General features: G+C 71.7%; 25 protein-coding genes. 11 read left to right on the top strand and 14 right to left on the bottom strand.

Annotation, left to right across the window (positions count from 1 at the left end; all coding sequences use genetic code 11):
* Positions 1-14 precede the first annotated feature (14 nt).
* Both ACZ5PB_RS17585 and ACZ5PB_RS17580 read left to right on the top strand, forming a co-directional pair.
* On the top strand, positions 15-530 hold the full coding sequence (locus ACZ5PB_RS17585) for a carboxymuconolactone decarboxylase family protein (protein WP_468692039.1): 516 nt from the start codon (positions 15-17) through the stop codon (positions 528-530).
* A gap of 60 nt (positions 531-590) precedes the next feature.
* Positions 591-1,772, top strand: coding sequence for an alpha/beta hydrolase family protein (locus ACZ5PB_RS17580; protein WP_468692037.1), 1,182 nt, complete (start codon positions 591-593; stop codon positions 1,770-1,772).
* Between the two features lie 137 nt (positions 1,773-1,909).
* Here the strand turns inward: ACZ5PB_RS17580 and ACZ5PB_RS17575 are convergent, their stop codons facing one another.
* Positions 1,910-2,407 (bottom strand): peptidylprolyl isomerase, encoded by a 498-nt coding sequence (locus tag ACZ5PB_RS17575; protein WP_468692034.1) that lies wholly within the window; start codon positions 2,405-2,407, stop codon positions 1,910-1,912.
* 131 nt (positions 2,408-2,538) lie between these two features.
* On the opposite strand from ACZ5PB_RS17575, the gene ACZ5PB_RS17570 reads away from it, so the two are divergent.
* Complete coding sequence (locus tag ACZ5PB_RS17570) at positions 2,539-3,027, top strand: hypothetical protein (RefSeq protein WP_468692033.1); 489 nt, start codon at positions 2,539-2,541, stop codon at positions 3,025-3,027.
* A gap of 12 nt (positions 3,028-3,039) precedes the next feature.
* Here the strand turns inward: ACZ5PB_RS17570 and ACZ5PB_RS17565 are convergent, their stop codons facing one another.
* Both ACZ5PB_RS17565 and ACZ5PB_RS17560 read right to left on the bottom strand, forming a co-directional pair.
* Positions 3,040-3,231, bottom strand: a complete 192-nt coding sequence (locus tag ACZ5PB_RS17565; protein WP_468692032.1) for a hypothetical protein — start codon at positions 3,229-3,231, stop codon at positions 3,040-3,042.
* Positions 3,228-3,992, bottom strand: a complete 765-nt coding sequence (locus ACZ5PB_RS17560) for a GDSL-type esterase/lipase family protein (protein WP_468692031.1) — start codon at positions 3,990-3,992, stop codon at positions 3,228-3,230. The genes ACZ5PB_RS17565 and ACZ5PB_RS17560 overlap by 4 nt, the downstream gene beginning before the upstream one ends.
* Before the next feature lie 59 nt (positions 3,993-4,051).
* On the opposite strand from ACZ5PB_RS17560, the gene ACZ5PB_RS17555 reads away from it, so the two are divergent.
* Complete coding sequence (locus tag ACZ5PB_RS17555; RefSeq protein ID WP_468692029.1) at positions 4,052-5,065, top strand: WD40 repeat domain-containing protein; 1,014 nt, start codon at positions 4,052-4,054, stop codon at positions 5,063-5,065.
* Between the two features lie 70 nt (positions 5,066-5,135).
* Here ACZ5PB_RS17555 and ACZ5PB_RS17550 read toward each other — a convergent pair whose 3' ends face one another.
* Entirely contained in the window at positions 5,136-5,957 is an 822-nt protein-coding gene (locus ACZ5PB_RS17550) for a TetR/AcrR family transcriptional regulator (protein ID WP_468692027.1), read from the bottom strand.
* Between the two features lie 109 nt (positions 5,958-6,066).
* Between ACZ5PB_RS17550 and ACZ5PB_RS17545 the strand changes: the two genes are divergently transcribed.
* Together ACZ5PB_RS17545 and ACZ5PB_RS17540 are read left to right on the top strand one after the other, a co-directional pair.
* On the top strand, positions 6,067-7,053 hold the full coding sequence (locus tag ACZ5PB_RS17545; protein ID WP_468692025.1) for an ATP-binding cassette domain-containing protein: 987 nt from the start codon (positions 6,067-6,069) through the stop codon (positions 7,051-7,053).
* On the top strand, positions 7,050-7,883 hold the full coding sequence (locus ACZ5PB_RS17540; RefSeq protein ID WP_468692023.1) for an ABC transporter permease: 834 nt from the start codon (positions 7,050-7,052) through the stop codon (positions 7,881-7,883). Before ACZ5PB_RS17545 ends, ACZ5PB_RS17540 begins: the two co-directional genes overlap by 4 nt.
* A gap of 7 nt (positions 7,884-7,890) precedes the next feature.
* Here the strand turns inward: ACZ5PB_RS17540 and ACZ5PB_RS17535 are convergent, their stop codons facing one another.
* The 8 genes from ACZ5PB_RS17535 to ACZ5PB_RS17500 all read right to left on the bottom strand — a co-directional run bounded on the left by ACZ5PB_RS17535 (position 7,891) and on the right by ACZ5PB_RS17500 (position 15,698).
* The gene (locus tag ACZ5PB_RS17535) at positions 7,891-8,514 is read right to left on the bottom strand and encodes a Uma2 family endonuclease (RefSeq protein ID WP_468692022.1); all 624 of its coding nucleotides are present in this window, start codon (positions 8,512-8,514) and stop codon (positions 7,891-7,893) included.
* 166 nt (positions 8,515-8,680) lie between these two features.
* Positions 8,681-9,799 (bottom strand): phosphoserine transaminase, encoded by a 1,119-nt coding sequence (gene serC, locus ACZ5PB_RS17530; RefSeq protein WP_468692020.1) that lies wholly within the window; start codon positions 9,797-9,799, stop codon positions 8,681-8,683.
* 121 nt (positions 9,800-9,920) lie between these two features.
* Entirely contained in the window at positions 9,921-11,186 is a 1,266-nt protein-coding gene (locus tag ACZ5PB_RS17525; protein WP_468692129.1) for a cytochrome P450 family protein, read from the bottom strand.
* A gap of 26 nt (positions 11,187-11,212) precedes the next feature.
* The gene (locus ACZ5PB_RS17520; RefSeq protein ID WP_468692018.1) at positions 11,213-12,508 is read right to left on the bottom strand and encodes a cytochrome P450; all 1,296 of its coding nucleotides are present in this window, start codon (positions 12,506-12,508) and stop codon (positions 11,213-11,215) included.
* Positions 12,505-13,197: a GTP-binding protein gene (locus ACZ5PB_RS17515; RefSeq protein WP_468692015.1), complete on the bottom strand. Its 693-nt coding sequence runs from the start codon at positions 13,195-13,197 to the stop codon at positions 12,505-12,507. Before ACZ5PB_RS17515 ends, ACZ5PB_RS17520 begins: the two co-directional genes overlap by 4 nt.
* Positions 13,178-13,570: a DUF742 domain-containing protein gene (locus ACZ5PB_RS17510; protein WP_468692013.1), complete on the bottom strand. Its 393-nt coding sequence runs from the start codon at positions 13,568-13,570 to the stop codon at positions 13,178-13,180. Before ACZ5PB_RS17510 ends, ACZ5PB_RS17515 begins: the two co-directional genes overlap by 20 nt.
* Complete coding sequence (locus ACZ5PB_RS17505; RefSeq protein ID WP_468692012.1) at positions 13,567-14,010, bottom strand: roadblock/LC7 domain-containing protein; 444 nt, start codon at positions 14,008-14,010, stop codon at positions 13,567-13,569. The genes ACZ5PB_RS17510 and ACZ5PB_RS17505 overlap by 4 nt, the downstream gene beginning before the upstream one ends.
* Positions 14,011-14,138: 128 nt before the next feature.
* The gene (locus ACZ5PB_RS17500) at positions 14,139-15,698 is read right to left on the bottom strand and encodes a sensor histidine kinase (protein ID WP_468692011.1); all 1,560 of its coding nucleotides are present in this window, start codon (positions 15,696-15,698) and stop codon (positions 14,139-14,141) included.
* A 225-nt stretch (positions 15,699-15,923) separates the two neighbouring features.
* On the opposite strand from ACZ5PB_RS17500, the gene ACZ5PB_RS17495 reads away from it, so the two are divergent.
* Both ACZ5PB_RS17495 and ACZ5PB_RS17490 read left to right on the top strand, forming a co-directional pair.
* Positions 15,924-18,770 (top strand): FAD-binding and (Fe-S)-binding domain-containing protein, encoded by a 2,847-nt coding sequence (locus ACZ5PB_RS17495; RefSeq protein WP_468692009.1) that lies wholly within the window; start codon positions 15,924-15,926, stop codon positions 18,768-18,770.
* Between the two features lie 148 nt (positions 18,771-18,918).
* A complete protein-coding gene (locus ACZ5PB_RS17490) occupies positions 18,919-19,866 on the top strand; it encodes an EamA family transporter (RefSeq protein ID WP_468692007.1) in 948 nt (315 codons plus the stop codon).
* Positions 19,867-19,890: 24 nt separating this feature from the next.
* Here ACZ5PB_RS17490 and ACZ5PB_RS17485 read toward each other — a convergent pair whose 3' ends face one another.
* Positions 19,891-20,859 (bottom strand): helix-turn-helix transcriptional regulator, encoded by a 969-nt coding sequence (locus ACZ5PB_RS17485; RefSeq protein WP_468692005.1) that lies wholly within the window; start codon positions 20,857-20,859, stop codon positions 19,891-19,893.
* Between the two features lie 60 nt (positions 20,860-20,919).
* Positions 20,920-21,840: a hypothetical protein gene (locus ACZ5PB_RS17480; protein ID WP_468692003.1), complete on the bottom strand. Its 921-nt coding sequence runs from the start codon at positions 21,838-21,840 to the stop codon at positions 20,920-20,922.
* 205 nt (positions 21,841-22,045) lie between these two features.
* Between ACZ5PB_RS17480 and ACZ5PB_RS17475 the strand changes: the two genes are divergently transcribed.
* The 3 genes from ACZ5PB_RS17475 (at position 22,046) to ACZ5PB_RS17465 (ending at position 24,383) form a co-directional block, all read left to right on the top strand.
* The gene (locus tag ACZ5PB_RS17475; protein ID WP_468692002.1) at positions 22,046-22,552 is read left to right on the top strand and encodes a SigE family RNA polymerase sigma factor; all 507 of its coding nucleotides are present in this window, start codon (positions 22,046-22,048) and stop codon (positions 22,550-22,552) included.
* Between the two features lie 96 nt (positions 22,553-22,648).
* Positions 22,649-23,455 carry a hypothetical protein gene (locus ACZ5PB_RS17470; protein WP_468692001.1) on the top strand — a complete coding sequence of 269 codons (807 nt, stop codon included), beginning with the start codon at positions 22,649-22,651 and terminating at the stop codon, positions 23,453-23,455.
* 121 nt (positions 23,456-23,576) lie between these two features.
* Complete coding sequence (locus ACZ5PB_RS17465; RefSeq protein ID WP_468691999.1) at positions 23,577-24,383, top strand: TIGR03084 family metal-binding protein; 807 nt, start codon at positions 23,577-23,579, stop codon at positions 24,381-24,383.
* Positions 24,384-24,467: the final 84 nt, after the last annotated feature.

Here is a 24,467-nt window from a genome sequence, read left to right as displayed (position 1 = left end):
CTAGGAGCTGGTGCATGACTTTCACCGAGCACACCCTCGATTCGGCCCCCGCCGCATCCCGTCGCGCCATGGAAGGGGTCGTCAAGAACTTCGGGTTCCTGCCGCCCCTCGTCGCGAAGCACGCCGAGTCGCCCGAGCTGTTGAACGGGTTCCTGCGGATGAGCGCGCTGTTCGAGAGCGTGACGATGGAGCCCGTCGCGCGCGAGGTGGTCATCGTGACCGTCGCGGCGCGCAACGAGTGCGGGTTCTGCGTGCGGATGCATGCTGGGAAGTTGGAGAAGTTGGGGGTGGGGGAGGAAGAGATTGGTGCTCTTGTCGGGCAGCGGCCGCTTGCCGAGGAGAAGTGGGAGGCGGTGCGGGTGTTCACGCACGCGGTGCTGGACCGTGCCGGTGACGTGAGTGCCGAGCAGTTGGAGGCGTTCTACTCGCACGGGTACACGCAGCGCAACGCCCTGGAAGTGGTCCTCGGCATCGGCACGTACACCCTCTCCACCCTCGCCAACAGGCTTGTGGAGCACGGAGTTTCGTAGGGGGCGGGTCCTTACTTTCGGCAGGGGCGGGGGAGGGTGTGAGGTTCGTACGGTCCTCGCATGAGTCGAAACATCGAGCACGGTCGTAGTCGTCACCTCGTTGCCGCCGTCGCGGCCCTTGCCGTCCTGGCCGGTCCCGCTGTCCCCGTTGCCGCCGCCACCCCTGGGGTGAGTGGCTCGACCTCCGTCTCCGTAGCGGACGAGCGGCTCCAACTCCCTGCTCCCCGTGGGCCGTTCGGGGTGGGGAAGAAGGTGCTGCATCTCGTCGATGCGGGCCGGGTCGATCCTTGGGTGCCGGCCGCCGGGGCGCGTGAGCTCATGGTGTCCGTGCACTATCCGGCGCGGAAGGGTACGGGTCGCGGGCCCGCCCCGTACCTCGGGGCCGAGGAGGCGCGGCTGCTCGTGGAGGGGATCAAGCGGCCCGACTTCCCGCCCGCGCTGGTGAGCGGGGCGCGCACCAACTCCCGTATCGATGCACGCCCGTTGGGCGGGAAGTACCCGCTCGTCGTCCTCTCGCCCGGCTTCACCCTGCACCGCGGCACCCTCACCATGCTCGCCGAGGAGCTCGCCAGCCGCGGGTACGTCGTCGCGGTTGTTGATCACGCGTACGAGACCTCAGGGACGGCGTTCCCCGGCGGCCGCATGCTCACCTGCTCCGCCTGTGTGTCCGGTCGTACGAAGGAGGTGCCGGAGGTGCGGGCCGCCGATGTCTCCTTCGTGCTCGATCAACTCCTGGGTGGGAGAGGGGTGTTCCGGGCGTTCGGGAAGATGATCGATGCGCGGCGGATCGGGATGGCCGGGCACTCGATCGGGGGGAACAGCGCCTCCGTCGCCATGGCCAAGGACCCCCGTATCAAGGCGGGCGCCAACCTCGACGGCGGATACTTCGACGCCACCCCCGGGGCCGGGATGAACGGGCGCCCCTTCCTCCTCCTCGGCACCGATGCCACGCACCGCCCCGAGGGTCGCGGCAAGTGGAGCGAGGCGTGGGGGCGGATGGACGGGTGGAAGCGGTGGGTGACGGTCGCGGGGACCGGGCACTTCTCGTTCAACGACATCCCGGTGCTGGGTGCGCAGGCCGGGGTGGTCGACCCGGCCGCCTCGCTCTCCGGCGAGCGCTCGGGGGAGATCACCGTGGCGTACACCGGGGCCTTCTTCGACCGCCACCTGCGCGGACTGCCCGCGCCGATCCTGGACGGGCCGACGGCGGCCGATCCGGAGGTCAGTTTCCATCACCCGTAGCTTCCACCACCCGTAGCTTTCACCACCCGTAGGGGGAGGAGCGCGGAAGGGCCCGGCGGTCGCACGAGTGGTGTGCGACTGCCGGGCCCTTCCGGGGGTGCTGCGTACAGCTGATCTGCCGCAGACCTACCGCTGGCTTACAGCTGGCCGGAAGCCGCGATGGTGATCTTCGCGCTGGTGCGGCCGGACTGCGAGCCGAGCGCCTCGATCTTCTTGACCAGGGCCATGCTCGCCTCGTCGGCGACCTCGCCGAACACGACGTGCTTGCCGTCGAGCCAGCTCGTCACGATCGTGGTGATGAAGAACTGCGAGCCGTTGGTGTTCTTGCCCGCGTTGGCCATCGAGAGCAGGCCCGGCTTGGTGTGCTTCAGCTGGAAGTTCTCGTCGGCGAACTTCTCACCGTAGATGCTCTTGCCGCCGGTGCCGTCGCCGCGCGTGAAGTCGCCGCCCTGGAGCATGAAGTCCGGGATGACGCGGTGGAAGCCGGAACCGGCGTAGCCGAAGCCCTGCTCGCCCGTGCACAGCGCGCGGAAGTTCTCGGTCGTCTTCGGGACGACGTCGTCGAAGAGGTTGAAGGTGATGCGGCCCGCGGGCTCGTCATTGATGGTGATGTCGAAGTACGTCTGGGTTGCCATGGGCACAATCCTGACACCTCCGGAGGACGGTCAGCGACCGGGGTTGTGTTTGTGCAGGTCAGGGGGAAGGTGGGAGTGGTTCGAGGGGTGTGCGGCGGGCGTGTGGCGTACGCCTGCGCGATGATCGGCCCATGGGACGTAGGAGACGCGAGGGCCATGAGGGTCATGAGGGGTACGAGGACGTGCCGTCGACCGAGGCCGCCGTGGTGGCGGTCCGGGGGATAGCCCGGGAGTACGGGCGCGAAGTGCTGGTCAGCGAGGACATCGGGGCCGACCAGGTCTCGCGGCGGACCGATGCCGGGGTGGGCGCCGTGGCGGACGCCGGGGGCGGGCTGCCGCACGACGCCTATCTGGAGCTGGGCGGGTCGCCGCAGGTGAGCGTGCGGCTGTACGCCGACGGGGACGCGAACGTGACCGTCGACGGGGTGGAGGTGCCGGATGTGCCCCGGGGGTCGGTGCCGGCGTTCCTGCGGTCCGTGTACGGGGGGCTGGCGTACGTGAAGGGGCGGTTCTTTCCGCCGGGGTACTGGCTGGTGGTGCCGCTGCCCGGCGACGAGACGTACAAGGAGCTGATCGTCTCGACCGCGCTGACGCCGTGGATGGCCGGCCGGTTGCGCTGAACTGCCGTTCTGTCAGCGGCAGTTGGGGCCCGTCCAGTCCGGGTCGTCCTGGGCCGTGGGGAGGGGGCGGTAGCCCTCGGAGTAGTGGTTGGTCCAGCCGCAGACGCCGCAGGCGTACCTGCCGTCGAGGCCCGCTATCTCGGTGCCGCAGCGGCGGCAGTTGGTGTACGTGATCTCCGGCGGGGCGGGAGTGGTTGCGCTCATGGTGCGAGAAGTATGGAGGGGGCGGGGGGCTCGGGGCGAGTGGTGTGAGGGGGATGAGGGGCGTGCGCGGCGTACGGGGTGTACGGGGCGTAGGGGGCGCCCAGTTCCCAGGCCTGGTGCATCGCGTCCGCGAAGGCCGCGGCGAGTTTGTGTTCGCCGGTGGGGCCCGGATGGGTGCCGTCGTAGGTGTCCACGTGGATGGCGTACGTGGGGTGCGGCGAGACGAGCAGGAGCGGGGAGCGGGGCTCCGAGCGGTCCGCGAGCGTCTTGGCGAGGAGTTCGTTGAAGCGGGTGCACTCGGCGGCGAAGGGGGCGTCGCGTTCGGCGCGGACGTTCGGGATGACCGGGTGGACGGCGATGGCGATACGGGGGTTCGCGGCGCGCGCCTCGGAGAGGAAGAGGTCGAGGTTGGCGGCGGTCTGCCCGGCGTTCGTGTAGAAGCCGAGGTCTATCAGGCCGAGCGTGACCAGCAGGGTGTCCGCGCCGGTCGACGTGACGGCCGAGCGGATCGCCGGGGCCATGTGCAGCCAGCCCTCGCCCCAGCCCGCGAGATGGCGGCGGGCCGGGAGGGGGAAGTCCTCGGCGGCGTACGCGTGCGAGGTGGCGGCGGCCGACGCGGGGTCGTACAGCGCGGTGCGCGGGCCGACGATCTCGTACCGCAGACCGGTCGACTCCAGGTGCTGCCACATGCGGTAGCGCCAGCTGAAGTCGCCGGGGCAGCCGATGGTCATGGAGTCACCGACGAAGAGGAAGCTGCGCATCCGATCATCATCGGGGATCTTGCGCGGGGGCCGCACCGTGATGCTGAACACTTGGGTGCATGCGCTCTTCTCGTACGTACGTCGCCCTGGCCGCCGCTCTGTCCGCCGCCGCGGGAATGGTGCTGGCGGCAGCCCCGGTCGCGTCGGCGGACGACGGTGGGGGGTTCACCGTCCAGGACCCCCGGATCACCGAGTCGAGCGGACTGGCGGCCAGCCGTGCGCACCCGGGCGTGTACTGGACGCACAACGACCAGGACGGTCCTTACGTCTACGCCGTCGACGGGAAGAGCGGGCAGACCGTCGCCCGGATCACCCTGCGGGGCGTCGGCAAGCCGCGCGACATGGAGGCCGTCTCGGTCGGGCCCGACGGGGCGGTGTACGTGGGCGACATCGGCGACAACCTCGGCGGGACGTGGGACCACGTCTGGATCTACCGGTTCCCCGAGCCGAAGGTGCTCAGGGACCAGACGGTGGATGCCGCGCAGTACGACGTGAAGTACGCGGACGGGGCGCGGAACGCGGAGGCGCTGATGGTGCATCCCACGACCGGGCGGGCGTACATCGCCAGCAAGGAGGAGAGCGGGGCGGGGCTCTACGAGGGCCCTGCCAAGCTGTCGACCGGGCGGACGAACGTCTTCCGGAAGGTTGCGGACGTGCCGTGGGTGACGGACGGGGCGTTCTCCCCGGACGGGAAGCGGCTGGTGCTGCGGTCGTACCTCGGGGCGGACGAGTACGCGTGGCAGGACGGCGGCCGGGGGCTCGGCGAGGGGACCGCGCTGGGGATCGGCTACCGGGGGCAGGCCGAGTCGGTGACGTACACCCTGGACGGAAAGAAGCTGCTCTTCGGCGCGGAGGGGAAGCGGAGCGAGGTCTTCGCGATGGCGGCGGGGGCCGCGGGGGAGGGGAACGGCGAGGCCGACGGCGCGACGCCCTCGGGCCCCGTCCGCGAAACCCCCTCGGCCAAGCCCGGTGCGCCGGAGGGTGAGGGCCTGACGGGGAAGGGCGTACTGGTGCTGGGGGTGGCCGGAGCGGGACTGCTGGCTTGGCTGGGGCTCCGGCGGAAGAAGAGGTAGGGGGCGGGGGGAGTGGTGGGCGCGGACGGGGCAGGGGCGATGCCCCGTCCGCGCCTGATGGGCTCCGCGGCTACTTCTGCTGGGCCGCTCGGGCGTTGACCACTGTCGCGAATCCTTCGATGATTCCCGTCAGGCCGAACCCGAAGTGGTCGAAGGAGCCGTCGAAGGTGTTCTCGTTCAGCGCGGCCATCACCGGGTAGTCCCCGCTCAGCATCGCCCGCTCCAGGTAGGGCGCCTGGCCCGCCCAGAAGGCCTCGTGGTCCAGGCCCGTCTCCTCGACCGCCTCGGTCGTCTCGGCCGTCATCCGGGCGTGGCCGGTCGCGAAGGACTGGAGGGTCAGGATGACCGCGAGCAGTTCCTGATCGGTGAATCCCGTCATGCCGCGCAGGCCCGACAGGGACAGTTCGAGGGACCGCAGGGTGCACGGCCCCAGCAGGGCGCGGCTCTGGTTGACCTTGAGCATCCAGGGGTGGCGGACGTGCAGTTCGAGCGTGCCGTGGGCGATGGCGGCGGCGGCCTCCCGCCAGTCGGCCGTCGCGGCGGGGTTGTGGGACGCGGTCAGCTCGCCCTGGACGTGGTCCAGCATCAGGTCGAGGAGCTCCGTCTTGCCGGGCACGTACCGGTACAGCGACATCGTGCCGGTGCCCAGTTCGCTGGCGAGGCGGCGCATGGAGAGGGTGTCCAGGCCCTCGGTGTCGGTGATGCGGACCGCCGCTTCGACGATCGTGCCGAGCGAGAGGCCGCGCTTGGGGCCGCGGGCGGGGCGTTCGCCGGTGCCCCAGAGGAGCTCCAGGCTGGGGCGGAGGGCTGCGACGCGGGTGTCGGCGGGATCCTGCCCGCTTTCTGAGCCGGCCACGTCGCCCGTGCCGACGGGGTCCGTCGTGTCAGTCATGACCTCACCTTGCCTTCTCTTCGTCTTCGGGATTCTCCTCGGTCAAAACCGAGTACACCGTACTCTAATTAGAGTACGGTGTACCCAGTTTGAAGGGAAGGGGATTGCCATGACCAACGGCGACTGGGCCGTCCGCGCGGAGGGACTCCGCAAGGTGTACGGCGACAAACGGGCCCTCGACGGGTTCGACATGGAAGTGCGGCGCGGCACGGTGCACGGCCTGCTCGGGCCGAACGGGGCCGGGAAGACCACCGCCGTGCGCATGCTGGCCACGCTGGTGAGGGTCGACGGCGGGCGGGCGGAGGTCGCCGGACTCGATGTCGCCCGGGAGCCGCGCAGGGTACGGACCCGGATCGGCCTCGCCGGTCAGTACGCGGCAGTGGACGAGGTGCTGACCGGCCGCCAGAACCTGGAGATGTTCGGCCGGCTCTTCCACCTCGGGGGCAGGCGGGCCCGGGTGCGGGCCGTCGAGCTGCTGGAACAGTTCGACCTCACGGAGGCGGCCGACCTGAGCACCGGCGGGTACAGCGGTGGCATGCGCCGCAGGCTCGACCTGGCGGCGTCGATGATCCTCGCCCCGGACGTGCTGTTCCTGGACGAGCCGACGACCGGGCTCGATCCGCGCGGGCGGGGCGAGGTCTGGGACTCCGTACGGAGGCTGGTGGTGCGCGGCACGACCGTGGTGCTGACCACGCAGTACCTGGAGGAGGCCGACCGGCTGGCCTCGCGCATCACCGTCATCGACCGGGGCCGCGCCATCGCCGACGACACTCCCGACGGCCTGAAGAGCCGGGTCGGCGGAGACCGTGTGGAGGTGGTGGCGGAGTCCGCCGAGGATCTGGCGGCGGTGGCGAAGGTGGTCGCCGGGGCCACCGGAGCCGAGCCCGAGAGCGATGAGCAGGGGCTCAGGGTGCACGCGCCGGTGACCGACCGGGTGGCGGCGCTGACGGAGGTGGCGCGGACCCTCCAGGACGAGGGCATCGCGGTGGCGGACATCGGCTTGCGCAGGCCCAGCCTGGACGACGTGTTCCTGCGCCTGACCGGACACCGTACGCAGGACGGGACGAACGAGAAGGCGGAGGTGGCTGCGGCATGAGCGCGGTGGAACTCAAGGTGGCGGACGCGTCGGGCGGCCTCGGCAGGCTCGGCTGGGCGTTCGCCGACGGCTGGAACGTCGCCCGGCGCAGCCTCACCCACTACCAGCGCCAACCCGTCATGATCGTATGGCAGTTGGGCTTCCCCATCGTCTCGGTGCTGCTCTACGGATTCGTCTTCGGCGGGGCGATGGCGGTACCGGGCGGCGGCGACTACCGGGAGTTCCTGATGCCGGGGATGTTCGCCTCGACCATGGCGTTCGGCTTCATGGGCACCACGATGGTGATGGTCAACGACGCGTCCAAGGGCGTCATCGACCGCTTCCGTTCGATGCCGATGGCACCCTCGGCGGTGGCGACCGGGCGGGGACTGGCCGATCTGGTCATCGCCTGCGCGGAGTTGGCCATCCTGGCGGTGACGGCGCTGGTCATCGGCTGGCGGGCATCGGGGGGCCTGTCGGCGACCCTCGCCGGATTCGCCCTCCTGCTGTTGCTGCGCTTCAGCCTGATCTGGGTGGGCGTGTGGCTCGGCCTGCTCATCCGCACCCCGGAGACCGCGGGCGGCCTCTACGCGGTCGCGTTCCCGCTGACGATGATCTCGTCGATCTTCGTGGCGCCTTCACTGATGCCGGGCTGGCTGGGGTTCGTCGCGGCCTGGAACCCGTTGTCCTCGACGGTGACGGCGGCGCGGGAGCTGTTCGGCAATCCCGTGGCGAGTGGGGGGAGTTGGGTCGAGGAGAACGCGCTGCTGATGGGGGTGGTGTGGCCGGTGGTTCTGACGGCGGTGTTCCTGCCGCTGGCGGTACGGAGGTTCCAGCGGCTGAGCCGGTAGGGGCTGCTCAGGACTCGGGGGCCTGCCTGCGGGTTCCGGCCTTGAGGATCTCCGCCACGTCGAGGGTGACCTTGGCGCCGATGGAGTCGGGGAGGGTGACCTGCTGGCCGGGGGCGTAGACGCGGTGAGTCGCGTACTCGCCGGACTCGGGTTCCGTCAGCACGTGGATGCGACCGTGCTTGCGGTCGACGATCACATAGACCGGGATCTTGGCGTCGGCGTACGCGACGACCTTGTTGCGCAGGTCGTTGTTGTAGTTGCTGGAGGTGACCTCCAGGACCAGCCGGAAGCAGTCGGGGTCGGCGCCGCCGTCGTCGATGAGGTGGTCTTCGATGTCCGCGTCGACGATCGCCAGGTCGGGGATGACGTAATCCACCGGTCCGCTGGGCAGCCACACGCTGATTGCCTGAAGGACCTCGGTCTCCCCGTCGTCAAGACCGGCTGCGACAAACGGTCGCATGAGCTTGCTGAGCACACGGGAATGCGGGATGTCCGCCGATGGGGTTACGGTGATGACGCCTCCGATGATCTCGACGCGGAAGCCGGGGTTCTGCTCCATGATCTTGTGGGCCGTTTGGAGCGGAGAAACCGGCTCGCCGTCGCAGGGGTGCTCGACTGCTTCTGCAGACATTGCTGGCCTCCTGAGGGGCTGTGGTCGAGAAACATCATGGTAGGCCGGAGAGTCCTCATCTGTCCTGTACGTGATCGTTCACCCTGTCGAGTGAACGCGGAGGGCCCCGGCGCACATCCCGCGCCGGGGCCCTCCGCTGTCTACAGCCACGTACCGCCCGAAAACGTCAGAGCTGCTCGATCACATAGTCGATGCAAGCCGTCAGCGCCTGTACGTCCGCCGGGTCGATCGCCGGGAACATCGCCACGCGCAGCTGGTTGCGGCCCAGCTTGCGGTACGGCTCCGTGTCGACGATGCCGTTGGCGCGCAGCACCTTGGCGATGGCCGCCGCGTCGATCTCGTCGGCGAAGTCGATGGTGCCGATGACCTGCGAGCGCTTCGCCGGGTCCGTGACGAACGGGGTGGCGTGCTTGGAGTTGTCCGCCCAGGAGTAGAGGGCCGACGAGGAGGCGCCGGTGCGGGCGACCGCCCAGTCCAGGCCGCCCTGGCCGTTGAGCCACTTCAGCTGCTCGTCGAGCAGGAAGAGGGTCGAGAGGGCGGGGGTGTTGTACGTCTGGTTCTTCAGCGAGTTGTCGATCGCCGTCGGGAGCGAGAAGAACTCCGGGACGTGCCGGCCGGAGCCGTGGATGCGGGCCGCGCGCTCCAGGGCCGCCGGGGAGAACGCGGCGAGCCAGAGGCCGCCGTCCGCCGCGAAGGACTTCTGGGGGGCGAAGTAGTAGACGTCGGTCTCGGTGATGTCCACCGGGAGGCCGCCGGCGCCGGAGGTGGCGTCGACCAGGACCAGGGAGTCGGCGTCCGCGCCCGCGACCCGCTTGATGGGGGCCGCGACACCGGTCGAGGTCTCGTTGTGGGTGTACGCGTAGACGTCGACGCCCGCCTCGGCCTTCGGCTCCGGGTGGGTGCCCGGGTCGGAGGCGATGACGGTCGGGTCGGCCAGCCACGGGGCCTGCTTGGCGGCCTTCGCGAACTTGGACGAGAACTCGCCGAAGGAGAGGTGCTGGGACTTCTCGGAGATCAGGCCGTGGGTGGCGACGTCCCAGAAGGCCGTCGAGCCGCCGTTGCCGAGGATGACCTCGTAACCCTCGGGGAGGGAGAAGAGGTCGCGGATGCCGTCCCGTACCGAACCGACCAGGTTCTTGACCGGGGCCTGGCGGTGGGACGTACCCATGAGTGAAGTGCCGGTGGCGGCAAGCGCGTCGAGCGCCTCCGTCCGAACCTTGGAGGGGCCCGCGCCGAAACGGCCGTCGGCGGGCTTGATGTCAGCGGGAATCTGGATCTCAGCCACGAGCCGGAGCGTAGTCGCTCCGCGGGGGCGGTCGTTACCTCCGTCCGGCGGATGAGACGACCGACACTCCGGCTCGTGGTGTGTCTTCGTACGAAAGAGACGAAACGAACTGGGGCGCCCGTTACTTGGTCAGCCGGACCGGGACCTCGACCAGGTCGTTCTGCGTGACGACCGGCTTGTTGCGGAGCTCCGACGCGGGGACCGCGAGGGTGAGGTCGGGGAAGCGGGCGTACAGGGCGGGGAGCGCCACGGCAGCCTCCAGGCGGGAGAGGGCCGCACCCGGGCAGACGTGCGGGCCGTAGCCGAAGCTGATGTGCTTGACCGTCTCGCGGGTGATGTCGAAGTCCTCGGCGCTCTCGCCGTGCACCCGCTCGTCGCGGCCGATCGCACCGAACGAGATGACCAGGCCCTCGCCCTTGGGGAGGATCTGGCCGCCGACCTCGATGTCCTCGGTGGCGAAGCGCAGCAGCACGTGCGAGGTCGGGGTCGACCAGCGCAGGGTCTCCTCGATGACGTTCTCCCACGGGACCTCGCCCGCGAGGACCTTGGCGCGCTGCTCGGGGTGGGTCTCCAGGCCGATGACCGCCTGGAGGATCAGGCTGATCGTCGTCTCGTGACCGGCGATGATCATGACCTTGATGGTGTTGAGGATCTCCTCCTCGGTGAGCTTGTCGCCTTCCTCCGACGCCTGGAGCAGCGCGCTGGTGAGGTCGTCGCCCGGGTTGGCGCGCCGCTCGGCGACGACCTCGGTGAAGATCGCGTCGATCTCGGCCAGCACCTTGGGCATCTCGCCCGGCTCGGTCTCGCTGGAGAAGAACCGGTCGAAGACCGCCGTCAGACGCGGGCTGACGACCTTCTCCACGCCCATCAGCGCGGTGACGACCTTCATCGGCAGCGGCGCCGCGAACAGGGCCTTCAGATCGACGGCCGCGCCCTCGGGCTGCGCGGCCAGCGTGTCGAGCAGGGCGTTGGTGATGGTCTCGACGCTGCCGCGCAGGTGCTCCACCCGGCGTACGGTCAGGGCCTGGGCGACCAGCAGCCGCAGCCGCCGGTGCTCGGGGCCGTCCACGGTGAGCATCGAACGGCCCGGGTTGACCAGGCCGATCAGCGGCCAGTCCATCGCGATCTCGCCGCGCTGCCAGGCGTTCCACTGGCCGATGTCCTTCACCACGCGCGGGTCGGTGAGCAGCGCGCGCGCCTCGGTGTGGTGGGTGACCGCGTAGCAGGGGACACCGCCCGGGAGCACCACGCGGGCCAGCGGCCCGGCCGCCCGCAGCCGGGCGCCCTCGCCGACCAGGTCGGTCACGAAGGGGTCGAGGGCTATCGGCTCGTGTGCGCCCGCAGTGCCCGCGCCGGTCGCTCCGGCGCCCGTCACGGGGCAGGTCATCGCGCCGGAACCGGCGGTCGTGTCGGTCATCTGGTGCCTCCAAGGGCGGGAGTGGGCGTGAACGTCACCGGCAGCGCGGTCAGTCCGCGCAGCCAGGGGGACGGGCGACGAGTGAGGGACTCGGCGGGCACGGCCAGGTCGATGTCCGGCAGCCGGTCGAGGAGCACCTCGACGGCGGTACGGGCGATCACCTCGGCGGTCTCCTGCGCGGTGAACGGGCAGCGGTGCTCGCCGTGGCCGAAGGAGAAGAACGCGTTGTTGCCGCCGGTCAGCACGGAGGCGTCGGTACGGACCTGGGGGTCGCCGTTGGCCGCCGCGAGGCCGAGCAGCAGCAGGTCACCGGCGGCGATGGCCCGGCCGCCCAGCCGGGTGTCGCGGGACGCCCAGCGGCCCGCCACGTTCTGGGTGGGGGTGTCCTCCCAGAGCACCTCGTTCATGGCCTCGGCGACACTGTGCCGGCCGCCGGAGAGCGAGGCGGTGAAGCGGTCGTCGGTGAGCATCAGACGCAGCGTGTTGCCGATCCAGTCGGCGGTCGGCTGGTGGCCCGCCGCCATCATGACCATCAGGTCCTGGAGGATCTCCATCGGCGTGAAGCCGTCCGGCCCGGAGGCCTCGGCGTCGGCCAGCATCCGCGCCGCCACGTTCTGGCCCGGGGTGGCCTGCTGGGCGGAGAGCAGACCGGTGATGGTCTGGGTGACGTGCTGCTGGCCCGCCAGCGCGCGCTCCCGGCCGTCGATCATGTCGTTGAGCGCGGCGACCAGACCGGGGCCCTGCGAGTCGGGGATGCCGTAGATCTTCGCCAGTACGCGGACCGGGAGCAGCATCGCGTAACGGCTGACGATGTCGGTCTCGCCCTTGGTGCAGAACGCGTCGATCAGCCCGTCCGCGAACTCCTCGGCGTACCGCCTGAGTTCGAAGGGGTCGACCGCCTCCAGCGCGTCGCTGATCAGCCGGGCGCGGCGGGTGTGGCGCTCGCCGACCGTGTAGAGGATGGACGGCTGGTCGCGGCCGATCATGGGGAGCAGCGGCCAGTCGGCGGGGATGCGGTCCCACTGGTTCCACAGCCCGGAGTCCCGGGAGAAGAGCACCGGGTCGGAGGTCAGCTGGTGCAGTTCGCGGTACCCGGCGACCAGCCAGGCCGGGATGTCGCCGGGCAGCGTGACCGGGACGACCGGGCCGTGCTCGCGGCGCAGTTCGCGGTAGAGCGCGACCGGGTCGGTCTGGAAGCGGGGCCCCGAGAGGGGGACGGATGCCTCGGCGCCGGGGCCGGAGCCTGCGGTGCCGGTGTGGGCGGGGCAGCCGGGGGGCGGGGTCGTCGTCACTGGGCTGCGCCCTCTCGGGGGATGGTCGGTGCGGGCGCGGCCGGCTCCGATGGCGTACGGCCGGCCGTCGACAGGGTGTGCAGATACTCAACCAGGGTGATCAGGACCCACTTGCTGGACGCCCGGTCGCGGGCGTCGCAGGTGACCATCGGAATGTGGTCGGGCAGGTCGAGGGCCTCGCGGACCTGGGCGTCGGTGTGCTGGGGGCCGCCGAAGTCGTTGCGGGCGACCACGAACGGGGTGCCGTGGTGTTCGAGCCGGTCGATCGCGTACCAGGAGTCGGCGAGGCGGCGGGTGTCGACCAGGACGACCGCGCCGAGCGTGCCGGAGAAGAGCCGGTCCCAGAGGAACCAGAAGCGTTCCTGGCCCGGGGCGCCGAACAGGTAGAGGACGGTGCGCTCGTTGACCGAGATCCGGCCGAAGTCGAAGGCGACGGTGGTCGAGGACTTGGTGCTGACGCCGTCGAGGTCGTCGACGTTCTCTCCGGCACGGGTCATCGTCTCCTCGGTGTTGAGGGGACGGATCTCGCTGACGGAGCGGACCATGGTGGTCTTGCCGACGCCGAAGCCGCCGACGATGACGATCTTGAGACCGTTGTCGGCGCTGCGGGACAGGTGGGACCTGTCGTTCGTACGGTGGCCGGGGAGGCGGGCCGCCCCGGGGGTCGCGTCAGAGATTTCGGAGGCCAACGAGCACCTGCTCCAGGAGTTCGGGTTCGGGGAGTTGGGCGGATTCGGGCGCCGAGCGCGGGTGGCGGGCGCTGATCCGGCCGGTGTCGAGCAGGTCCGCGAGGAGGATGCGCGTGATGCTCACGGGCAGGCCGAGGTCGGCGGCGATCTCCACGACGGCGATCGGGTAGTCGCACATCCGCAGGATCGCCGCGTGCTCGGACTGCATGCCCGGCGTCGGGTCGCACTCCGCGACGACCAGGGTGACCAGGTCGAACGCGTCGGAGTGGGTGCGGCTGCGGCCCCCGGTGACGGTGTAGAGCCGGTCGGGGGAGTCGTCGCGGCCGGGACGCTTCCGGTTGCCCGGGGTACGGGGCTGGCCCGGCGTGCTCATGCGGAGAGGGTGCTGTCGGCGTCCTTGCTCGTACCCGTGATGTGGCCTCGGGGTTCGGCGCTGAGGTGCTCGCCAAGCTGCTCGATGAGCTCGCTCATGTTGTGGCCGATGAGGCCGACGTCCGCGTCCTCGTCGGCGATGACCGCGAGGTGGGCGCCCGCGCCGGCCTCGACGATGAACAGGATGCCGCCGTAGAACTCGGCCATCGCCTGCCGTACGCCGCCGCTGCCGTCGCCGAACTCCATCGACGCGCCGTGCGTCAGGCTCTGGATGCCGGAGGCTATGGCGGCGAGCTGGTCGGCTCGGTCGACGGAGAGCTCGGGGGTACGGCACAGCTTGAGGCCGTCGCGGGAGAGCACGAGGGCGTGCCGGGTGCCGGGAGTGCGCTCCAGGAGGTTCTCCAGCAACCAGTTGAGCTTTTCGTCGGTGGTGGCGGTCATCGGTTCTCGTTGCCTTCCGGGGGGAGTGGGTGTGCGGAGCGGGACCCTGGCGGGGGCGGGCGGGGGTTTCTGCGGGAGGGATCGCGCCTGCGGCGGGCTGTGCCCCTCCCCGCCCCTTCCCGCTGTGCCTATGTGCGGCTTCCGCCGCGTGGCGCCGGCCGCGGGGCCGGCGGTTCGGGCACGGGCCTGGCGGCCCGCTCCTCAAGCGCCGGAGGGGCTGGATTCGTGTCCGACTGCCCCTGGATGGCCTGGCGGAACGTACTGAAGCGGTTCGTCGCGGCCCGCCGGTCCGAGACCTTGGGGGTGGGCTTGGCAGGGCCGTCCGGGCCATCGGGGTGCGCCGCCGCGAGCGTCCGGCCGCGCCGCCGCTTGGGCAGGCCGCTGTCGCCGAACTGGGGGAGTCCGCCGGTGGTGTCGGAGCCGGAGGTGGTGGAGGCGGAGGTGGTGGCGGCGGGTGCCGGGGCCGGAGCTGGGGCCTCTGCGGGGAGGGCCGCCGGTATGGCCGGGGCGGTGCGGGCTTCCGGGAGCTCGCGTGCCGCAGGCACCTCCCGTACCGCAGGAACCTCCGGCACCTCGGGCGCCACCGCAGCGGCCTGCATCACCCGCTGAGGCTGCGTCAGCAGCTCCTGCGGCAGCAGCATCAGCGCCCCGGTGCCGCCCCGCGCCGACGGCCGGAAGGACACCTTCAGCTGGTGCTTGCGGGCCAGGCAGCCGACCACCGCGAGGCCGAGCCGGGTGCCGGACAGGCTCGTCAGGTCGAGCGGCTCGGTGGCGGACACCGCCCGCTCCGCACGCCGCAGCTGTACGTCGCTCATGACCAGGCCACTGTCCTCGACCGTGATGATGAGCCCGGCCGGAACCTCCTCCACGTACACGTGCACCTCTGCCGTGGGCGGCGAGAAGTTGGCGGCGTTGTCGAGGAGTTCGGCGAGCGCGTGCATCACGCCCTCGGCCGCGTGGCCCGCGACGGCGATCTCGCTGGTGGAGTGCAGCCGGACGCGCTGGTAGCCGTTGATGCGGCCCATCGCGCCGCGCAGCACCGACTCCATCACGATCGGCTTCGCCCAGCGGCGGCCGGACCGGGCCCCCGTGAGGATGGCGATGCTGTCCGCGAGCCGCCCCGCCTGGGCGGTGCGGTGGTCCAGGTGCAGCAGGTCGCCGAGCACGTCCTCGTCGGTGTGCCGGTGCTCCATCTCGCGGAGGTCGGCCAGCATGCTCGTGGACAGGGCCTGCATGCGGCCCGCCGCGTTCGCGCACGCGGCCATCGCGGCGGCGCGGGAGGACTCGCCCCGGCCCACCTCGGTGGCGAGCGTCCTGAGCAGGGTGATCGCGTGGTCGTCGTGCAGCGCGCCCAGCGTGCCCGTGGTGGCGGCCAGCGCGGTGTCCGCCGAGTCACCGGCGCGCAGCCGTCCGACCAGGGTGGGCACCGTCTCCTGGGCGAACCGCCGGGCGTCCTCGTCGATCCGCGCGAGACGGCCGGTGAGCTCGCCGCGTGCCGCCCGGGCCCGAAGCGTGCTGTACGTGGCCACGGCGACGGCAACCGACAGCAGCAGCGCGGCACCCCCGCCGCCCCAGGCCAGCGGGGCCCGCACCGCCTCGGGGGCGGCCAGCACCGCCCACAGGAGCAGCAGGCCGCTGAGGGCCGCCGAGATCGACAGGGCGAGTGCGGACGCTCGGCGCGTGGACATGAAGTGGCAGGCCTCGTGAAGGGGGAGAGGAGCAAGGCGAGTCAGGCGAGTCGGGCGAGTCAGTCGTGCGGCGGAAGCGGGAAGTCCGCCCTAAAGCGTGCCCACTATAAGAGAGTTGATGATCAGTTGGGAAAGTTCCTGTTCGTATCCCTTGCGGATCCTTACAGATGTGAGGGACAAGTCGTCCGAGAAGGGTAGATACGCGGCAGCGTGCATGCTGGACGCATGGCTGAACCACGGCGAGAGACGACCGAGTTGGCATCCGACCTGAGGGCGGCCGTACGCGGTGAGGTGTCCTTCGACGCCGCCGCCCGCGCCCTGATGACGATGGACGCCTCCAACTACCGACGCGTCCCGCTGGGCGTGGTCGCCCCGCGCGACGCCGACGACATCGCCGCCGCGCTGGCGGTCTGCCGGGACCACGGGGTGCCGGTGGTCCCGCGCGGCGGCGGCACCTCCATCGCGGGCCAGGCGACCGGCACCGGGGTGGTCCTGGACACCACCCGGCACCTGCGCCGCATCGTCGACCTGGACCCGGCCGCCCGTACGGCGAGGGTCCTGCCCGGGGTCATCTGCGACGACCTGCGCACGGCGGCGGCCCCGCACGGCCTCACCTTCGGCCCCGACCCGTCCACGCACTCCCGCTGCACCCTCGGCGGAATGATCGGCAACAACTCCTGCGGCTCGCACTCGGTGGCCTGGGGCACCACCGCCGACCAGGTCCGCGAGCTGACGGTACGGACGTACGGGGGCGGGGAACTGCACCTGTCGCGCGGCGGCTGGCAGTCCGCCCCCGAGGCCCTGCGCCCCGGCCTGCGCGACCTCGTCGAGTCGAACCTCGCCCTGCTGCGCACCGGCTTCCCCGAACTCCCGCGCCGCATCTCGGGCTACGCGCTCAACGCGCTCCTGCCCGAGAACGGCGTGGACCTGGCCCGTGCCTTCTGCGGCAGCGAGGGCACGCTCGGCGTGGTGACGGAGGCGGTCGTCTCGCTGGTGGAGTCCCCACGCGCGCGTGGTCTCGCCGTACTCGGTTACGCGGACGAGAGCGCGGCGGCCGAGGCGGCGCCCGGCATCCTCCCGTACGGCCCGCTGACGGTCGAGGGAATGGCCGCCGACCTGGTCCCCGAGCGGGAGCGGGAACTGCTGCCGCGCGGCGCGGCCTGGCTCTTCGTGGAGACGGGCGGGGCGGACGGGGCGCAGGCGCGGGCCCGGGCGGCGGAGATCGTTCGGGCCGCGCGGCCCTCGGCCGTGGACGCGACGGTCGTCATGGACGCGGCCGGACAGCGCGCTCTGTGGCGCATCCGCGAGGACGCCAGCGGCACCGCGACCCGGATGCCCGACGGCAGCGAGGCGTGGCCCGGCTGGGAGGACTGCGCGGTGCCGCCCGCCCGGCTGGGCGCGTACCTGCGCGACTTCCGCAAGCTGCTGGCGGAACACCGCCTGCGCGGCACCCCGTACGGCCACTTCGGCGACGGCTGCATCCACGTACGCATCGACTTCGACCTGCTGACAGCACCGGGCGTCGCCGCCTTCCGCCGCTTCTCGGAGGAACTCGCGGACGTGGTCGCCGCACACGGCGGCTCCCTGTCGGGCGAACACGGCGACGGCCAGGCGCGGGCCGAGCTGCTGCCGAAGATGTACGGGGACGAGATGGTCGCGCTCTTCGGCCGGTTCAAGGACGTCTGGGACCCGTCGGGCGGCATGAACCCGGGCATGCTGGCCCGCCCCGCCCGCCTCGACGAGAACCTCCGCTTCGCCGTCCTCCCGCCCGGCCCGGTGCGCGACGTCGCCTTCTCCTACCCGCACGACGGGGGCGACTTCTCGGCCGCGGTACGCCGCTGCGTGGGCGTCGCCAAGTGCCGTACCGAGAGCGCGGCCGGTACCGGAGTGATGTGCCCGTCCTTCCGGGCGACCGGCGAGGAGGAGCACTCCACGCGCGGGCGCGCGCGCCTGCTGCACGAGATGCTCGCGGGGGAGGCGGGCGGAGTGATCGAGGACGGCTGGCGCTCCGAGGAGGTACGGGACGCGCTCGACCTGTGCCTGTCCTGCAAGGGGTGCCGCAGCGACTGCCCGGTGGGCGTGGACATGGCCACGTACAAGGCGGAATTCCTCCACCACCACTACAAGGGCCGCCGCCGCCCCGCCTCCCACTACGCCCTGGGGCGCCTGCCGGTGTGGCTGCGGCTGGCCGCGCCCTACGCGCGCGTGGTGAACGCGGCGGCAGGGGTACGCCCGCTGGCGTCGCTCGCCAAGAGGATCGCGGGAATCGCCCCCGAGCGGGACATCCCGTCGCTGGCGCCGCGCACCTTCCGCAAGTGGGCGCGGACCCGCCCCCGTACCCCCGCACCGGCACAGGCCCCCCGGATCCTCCTCTGGCCCGACACCTTCACCAACCACCTCTCCCCGTCGGTGGGAATCGCGGCGGTACGGGTCCTGGAAGCGGCCGGGCTTCGGGTGACCCTCCCCCGGACCGGCCTGTGCTGCGGTCTGACCTACCTCTCCACCGGCCAACTGGACATCGCCAGGAGGGTGTTGCGCCACACCCTCGACGCCCTCGACCCGCTCCCGCCCGGCCTCCCGGTGGTCGTCCTGGAACCGAGCTGCGCCGCCGCCCTGAAGTCCGACCTCCCCGAGCTGCTGGGCGACGACCCGAGGGCGGCGGCCCTCGCCGCCCGCATCCGCACCTTCGCCCAGGTCCTGGAGGAGTACGCCCCCGACTGGACCCCGCCGCGCCTGGACCGCCAGGTCACCGGCCAGACCCACTGCCACCAGCACGCCGTCCTGGGCGACGACGCGGAACGCCGCCTGCGCGAGCGCGCGGGCCTGACGGGCACCCTGGCCGGCGGCTGCTGCGGCCTCGCGGGCAACTTCGGCTTCGAGAAGGGCCATTACGAGGTCTCGAAGGCCTGCGCGGAGGACCAACTGCTCCCGGCGGCCCGCGCACTCCCTGAGGGCGGCGAACTCCTGGCCGACGGCTACTCGTGCCGGACCCAACTGGAACAACTGGGCTCCGGAACCAGGGCCCGCCACCTGGCGGAGGTACTGGCGGAGGGCCTGACCCAGGGCTCGTAGCCGCTGCCCCGCGGCGATGAGGACACCCTGAACGGAGCGGGCTCCCGCCCCCTGTCCGGGCTGTCCGGGTCTCGGAAAAACCGGCATGGGCCGCCCAGTGGCCATGCCACCATGGGGGTACAGCCCAGTGGACATGAGGTGCATCAGAGTGAACGAGGTTCAGGCTCCCGCCGGCCCGACCGTCGATGTCGAGGCCGGTGTCCTCGCTGCCCGGAAGGGTGGGCTGCGCGGGCGGATGCGCAGTGGTGGGCTGGGGCCGGTGGCGCTGGTGGTGGCCGGTGGGCTGTCCGTGCAGTTCGGGGCCTCGCTGGCCGTGCTGATCATGCCCCGTACCGGGCCTGCGGGCGTGGTCGCGCTGCGGCTCGCGCTGGCCGCGCTGGCGATGCTGGTGATCTGCCGGCCCAAGGTGCGGGGCTACACCAGGGCGGACTGGGGGACGGTTCTTGTCTTCGGAGTGGCCATGGCCGGGATGAACGGGCTGTTCTACCAGGCCGCCGACCGCATCCCGCTGGGTGCCGCCGTGACCCTGGAGGTGCTCGGGCCGCTGGCGCTGTCCGTGTTCGCCACCCGGCAGTGGATCAACGTGCTGTGGGCCGGGCTGGCCCTGGCGGGCGTCGCGCTGCTCGGAGTGGCCGGGTTCGGTGGCCTCGACCTCGTCGGAGCCGCCTTCGCGCTGTCCGCGGGCGCCTGCTGGGCCGCGTACATCGTCTTCAGCGCACGGACAGGGCGCCGGTTCCCGCAGGCGGACGGGCTGGCGCTGGCGCTCGGTGTGGCCGCGCTGCTGAGTCTGCCGCTGGGTGTGGTGAGCGCGGGGGCGACCTTGTTCGATCCGATGACTCTCGCGCTCGGTGCGGCGGTCGCCCTGATGTCGTCCGTACTGCCCTACACGCTGGAGCTCGTCGCGCTGCGGCGGATGCCCGCGCCCACCTTCGCCGTACTGATGAGCCTGGAGCCCGCCATCGCGGCGGGGGCGGGCTTCTTCGTGCTGCACCAGGCGCTCTCGCTGGTGGACGCGCTGGCCATCGCGCTGGTCATCGGCGCGAGTGTGGGTGCCGTACGGAGTCAGTCGCGGCGGAAGGTGCCGGGGGCGGTGTAGCCCGTACGCCCCGGGTGGCCGGTGTCAGTCCAGCCAGCCCTTTTCGTGGGCGATGAGTGCTGCCTCCACCCTGTTCGCGGCGCCCAGGCGCCGCATCAGCGTGGCCAGGTGCTTGCGGTACGTGCGGATGGACACGCCCAGCTGACGGGCGGCGGTCTCGTCCTTGTCCGCCGTCCTGAGCAGGGCCAGCACCTCGCGCTCCACGTCGGAGGGGAGCTCCGAGTCCTCGCCGGGGAGCTCGTCCGACGCCTCCCACATGCGCTCGTAGAGCGTGACCAGAGTGGCCACCAGGCCCGGCTCGCGCACCAGCAGCGCTCCCTTGGAAGTGTCCGAGGGGTCGATGGGGGTGAGCGCGGCCGTCCGGTCGACGATGATCATGCGCTCGATCGGCCGACGGGACACCCGTACCTCCGCGCCGTGCGCCACCAGCTCGCGCAGGTACGCGAGGCTGGCCCCGTCCCGCAGCACCGCCGCCCCCAGGAGCGTGCGCATCCGCACCCCGCGCCGCAGCAGCCGCATGTTGATGGGGCGGGAGACGGCGATGGACTCGGGGGACATCACCCCTACCGGCTCCGTGGACAGGTCCTCCGAGCGGGCGAAGAAGGTGAGCTCGTCGATGGTCTCCCGGACCGCTTCGATCCCGTGCAGCTGTGTGACAGGACGGTCGCCGTCGCCGCTCTCGGCGGGTGGTGCCGTCGGGGTCGGGCGCCGCTCCCGGAAGAGGGCCTCCAGGAGGCCGCGGCGGGCCACCTCGCTCTCCAGCTCCTCCCGGAGCGACCGCAGCCGGCCGTCGATCAGGGCGTCCACCGCGCGGGGCGGGGGAACCGGGCGGACCTGGCCGTTGGCGCCGCGGGTTGCCAGGCCCAGTGCCACCAGTTGGTCGAGGGAGGGGTGGGGCGGGTGCGACGGGTCGACGGGTTCCCCTCGCAGGAGTGAGCGATAGAGACGGTCCTCCCCCTCGCTCACCTCCAGGAACTCAAGCAAGTGCCCCACGATTTCGGTCCCCCGTCACTTCCCCGTCAATCCCCCCGGCCGGTGGACGATCCTCTCAGATCAGCTCCAGCTCGCCTGCGGCCCGTTCGGGGGCTTGTAGGGGAGTGGTTGGCCCGTATGCGCGTCCAGGAGCACGCGGTCGTGCAAGGGGCGGTCCAGTTTCACGGTCACTCGTTGCTGGACGGCCTGCTTGGTGCAGATGGCCTTGTGGTCCCTCTCCTTGACGGAGGCCAGCAGCACCACGCTGTCGCGTCCTTCTCGTACGGCCACCGCGGCGCCGTCGTCGCAGACGCCGTGGATGGCGAGCACGGTCACCGAGCGGCCGTCTCCGGCAACCTCGACCAGACCGTCGAGCGCGGTGCTGGGGCCCCCGGTGGCCTCGCCGATCGGCGGGCGGGGGAGCTTCGACGGGATGACGGCGGCCCGCTTGAGAGGGGTGTCGTAGCCGTCCAGGGTGAACAGCCACGCGGGGACCTCCGCCGGACCACGGTTGGTGGCGAGGGTCATGGTGCCCAGCTTCGCCCCGGTCACCGTCAGGCGCGGACCTCCTGGCGCGGCGCCTTCACCGGCAAGGGCCCCGTACGAGGCCCGAGAGTTCTGGGCGGGCCGTAAGAGCATCTGCGTGCCGTTCGCCCAGGTGACCCGCCCCTCCTTGGGGCCGGTCGCAGGCAGTTTGCCCCGGAGGACGAAGTCGCGCTCCTGGTAGGCCTTCTTGTGGGCCTGGCCGCGGAGTCCGCCTCGCGGCAGCTGTTCCACGTTGCCCAAGGGGTGGTAGCCGGTCCGCCACGCGGCCGTCGCGGCCGACCCGTCCCAGGCGGCGGCGACCTGCCGGGCGCGCTCCGCCGACTTGCCCGGGTCGCCGTCTCCACCGCCGTCCGTGCCCGCCCGTTGGCCGCCGCAACCGGCAGCGGCACCCAGTCCGGCTGTCAGCAGGACGGCGAGAGCGAGTCGGCGGCCGGCGAGGGCCTTCCTCTTTTGCATGCGAACTCCCGTATAGCTGACGTGAGTTGGGTGAGGGGTGTCGTCCGTCTGACGTGGCGGGGGGCGAACGGGTTTCGTGTGCGGTGCGCCGTCCGTTCGGCACGGTGGAAAAGAAGGTGCCTCGGCCCCGCGACATTCCGGCGACTCACGTAGTCATCAGGGGTATGCACGGGGATCACAGCACCAGCGAACAGGCGGGCACCGAGTGAGATCAGCACAGGAGGACGCGTATCTGGCCTTCGTCGCGGCGAGGGCCAAGGCGCTCTACCGGTCGGCGTACGTACTCGCGGCGGGCGACACGCACCTGGCCGAGGACCTCGTCCAGGAGACCCTCGGCCGGGTGTACGTGCACTGGAGGAAGGTGGCCCGCGCCGACAGTCCGGCGGCGTACGCCCAGACGGTTCTTGTACGCACCTTCCTCAGCCTCCGGCGCCGGGGAAGCACCGGCGAGCGACCCACCGGGAACCTGCCCGACGGCACCGCTTCCGGCCCCGACACCGCACTGCGGCTGACCCTGCTGGACGCCCTCGGGCAGCTCCCGCCCCGCGACCGGGCGGTGCTGCTGCTGCGCTACTGGGAGGACCGCAGCATCGAGGAGACCGCCCAGATGCTCAAGCTGAGCAGCAGCGCGGTCCGCTCCCAGGGCACCCGCGCGCTGGGCCGGGTGCGGGCGTTGCTCGGCGAGAGCCTGGCGGACCTGGTTCCGCACTGAGGGCCCGGCCCGCCGCCGTACGCCCTCACCACCTCACACCCACCACATCCACCACCCCCACCCCACCCCTTCAGCCACAGAAGAGGCGACATCAGCATGCCGTTCGAAACAGACCTCGCAGCCGCCCTGGACCGTACGACCGACTCCCTCGACCCCGATCTCACCCCCCTCCTGACCGGCGCCGTCGAACGAGGGCGCAGCCGTCGCCGCCGGCGCAACGCGGGCCTCCTCGCGGGCGGAGTCGGCGCCTGCGCCGTCCTCACCGCAGTCGCCCTGGTGCTTCCCGACGCACTCGCCGGGGCCCGTTCCGCCGGGTCCGACATGGAGACGGTGGCGCTGGCGACGCCCCGGTCCGCGATCACGGGCACGCAGATGATCACGGCTGTGGAGAAGACCTTCCCCGGCGCCCGGTTCAGCGGGGCGACCGGCCAGAGCAACAACCCCTCCGACCCGAACGCCGGTTACGTGGCCAACGGCGGCATGGTCGTCGACGACGGACACGGCGCCGCCTACGTCGGCGTCTCGGCCATGCGGCTCAAGCTGCCGCTCGCGGACGGTGACGGGCTGAGCTGCGAGCAGACCCCCGAGCGCGCCGAGGGCGACACCTGCGAGCTGAGCGAACTGCCCAGCAGCGCCGCGATTCCCGGCGGGGCGCTGGTGATGTCGGAGCAGCACTCGGCGGAGAATCCGGCCCGTACCGACGGCGCCCGCCGCTGGACGGTGACGGTGACCCTGAAGTCGTCGGGCGCGCAGGTCCAGTTGACGGAGTGGAACTCCCGGGGAGGCGGCGAGGGCGCCGACGCGTCCGAGCCGACCCGTACGGCACCCCCGCTCTCCGAGAAGCAGGCGGTGGCCGCACTCACGGGCCCGGTCTGGGCGCCGATCCTCGGGGCCGTCGCGTAACCCATCGCAACGACCTGCGAGCGACCCGCACCGGGGCGATCCCAATTCAAGCATGCTTGCTTGTTTCTCGTCGGGCTGCCATGCTCCGGGACACGCATTCACGCCCCGATGGGAGCGCCACGTGTCCGAACTCGATGCCGTGCTGGCCGACTTGCGCGACGAGAGCAGTGAAGTCGATGGACTGGTGGGGGAGTTGGATGCCGATGCATGGCGTCGCGCTACCCCCGCGGCCGGCTGGACCATCGCTCATCAGATCGCCCATCTCGCCTGGACCGACACCGTCGCCCTGCTCTCCGCCACCGACCCGGACGCCTTCCGGGGCGAGGCCAAGAAGGCGGAGGCTGATCCGCACGGGTTCGTCGACGCCGGTGCAGAGGCCGGGGCCGTGCTGCCGCCCGGCGAGCTGCTCGCGAAGTGGCGGGACGGGCGCGACCGGTTGTGGGAGGCGCTGAACAGTGCCCCCGCCGGGACTCGTTTCCCCTGGTACGGGCCGCCGATGAGCGTCGCGTCCATGGCCACCGCCCGGCTCATGGAGACCTGGGCGCACGGGCAGGACATCGCCGACGCGCTCGGGGTGCGGCGGGTGCCGACCGCGCGGCTGAAGCAGGTGGCACGGATCGGCGTACGGGCGCGGGACTACGCGTATCTCGTACGGGGTGAAACCGCGCCCGCCGAGGAGTTCCGGGTCGAACTGGTCGGGCCGGACGGTGAGTTGTGGGCCTACGGTCCCGAGGATGCCGCCCAGCGGGTGAGCGGGCCCGCGCTCGACTTCTGTCTGCTCGCCACCCAGCGGGCCCACCGGGACGATCTGGCGCTCCGGGCGGAGGGGGCCGACGCCGACCACTGGCTCGACATCGTGCAGGCCTTCGCCGGTCCCGCCGGGGAGGGGCGCGCGCCCAAGGGGAGCCCCGAGCGGGGTACGGCGTGAGCGGGTCGCACGGGTCGCACGGGTCCCGCGGAGGGGGCGCTTCGCGTCCGGTCCTCCGTATCGGAAACGCATCCGGCTTCTACG

Source organism: Streptomyces sp. NPDC032721 (assembly GCF_055579625.1).
Note: the sequence above shows the minus strand (reverse complement) of the source record. Positions and strands in the feature narration are given on the sequence as shown.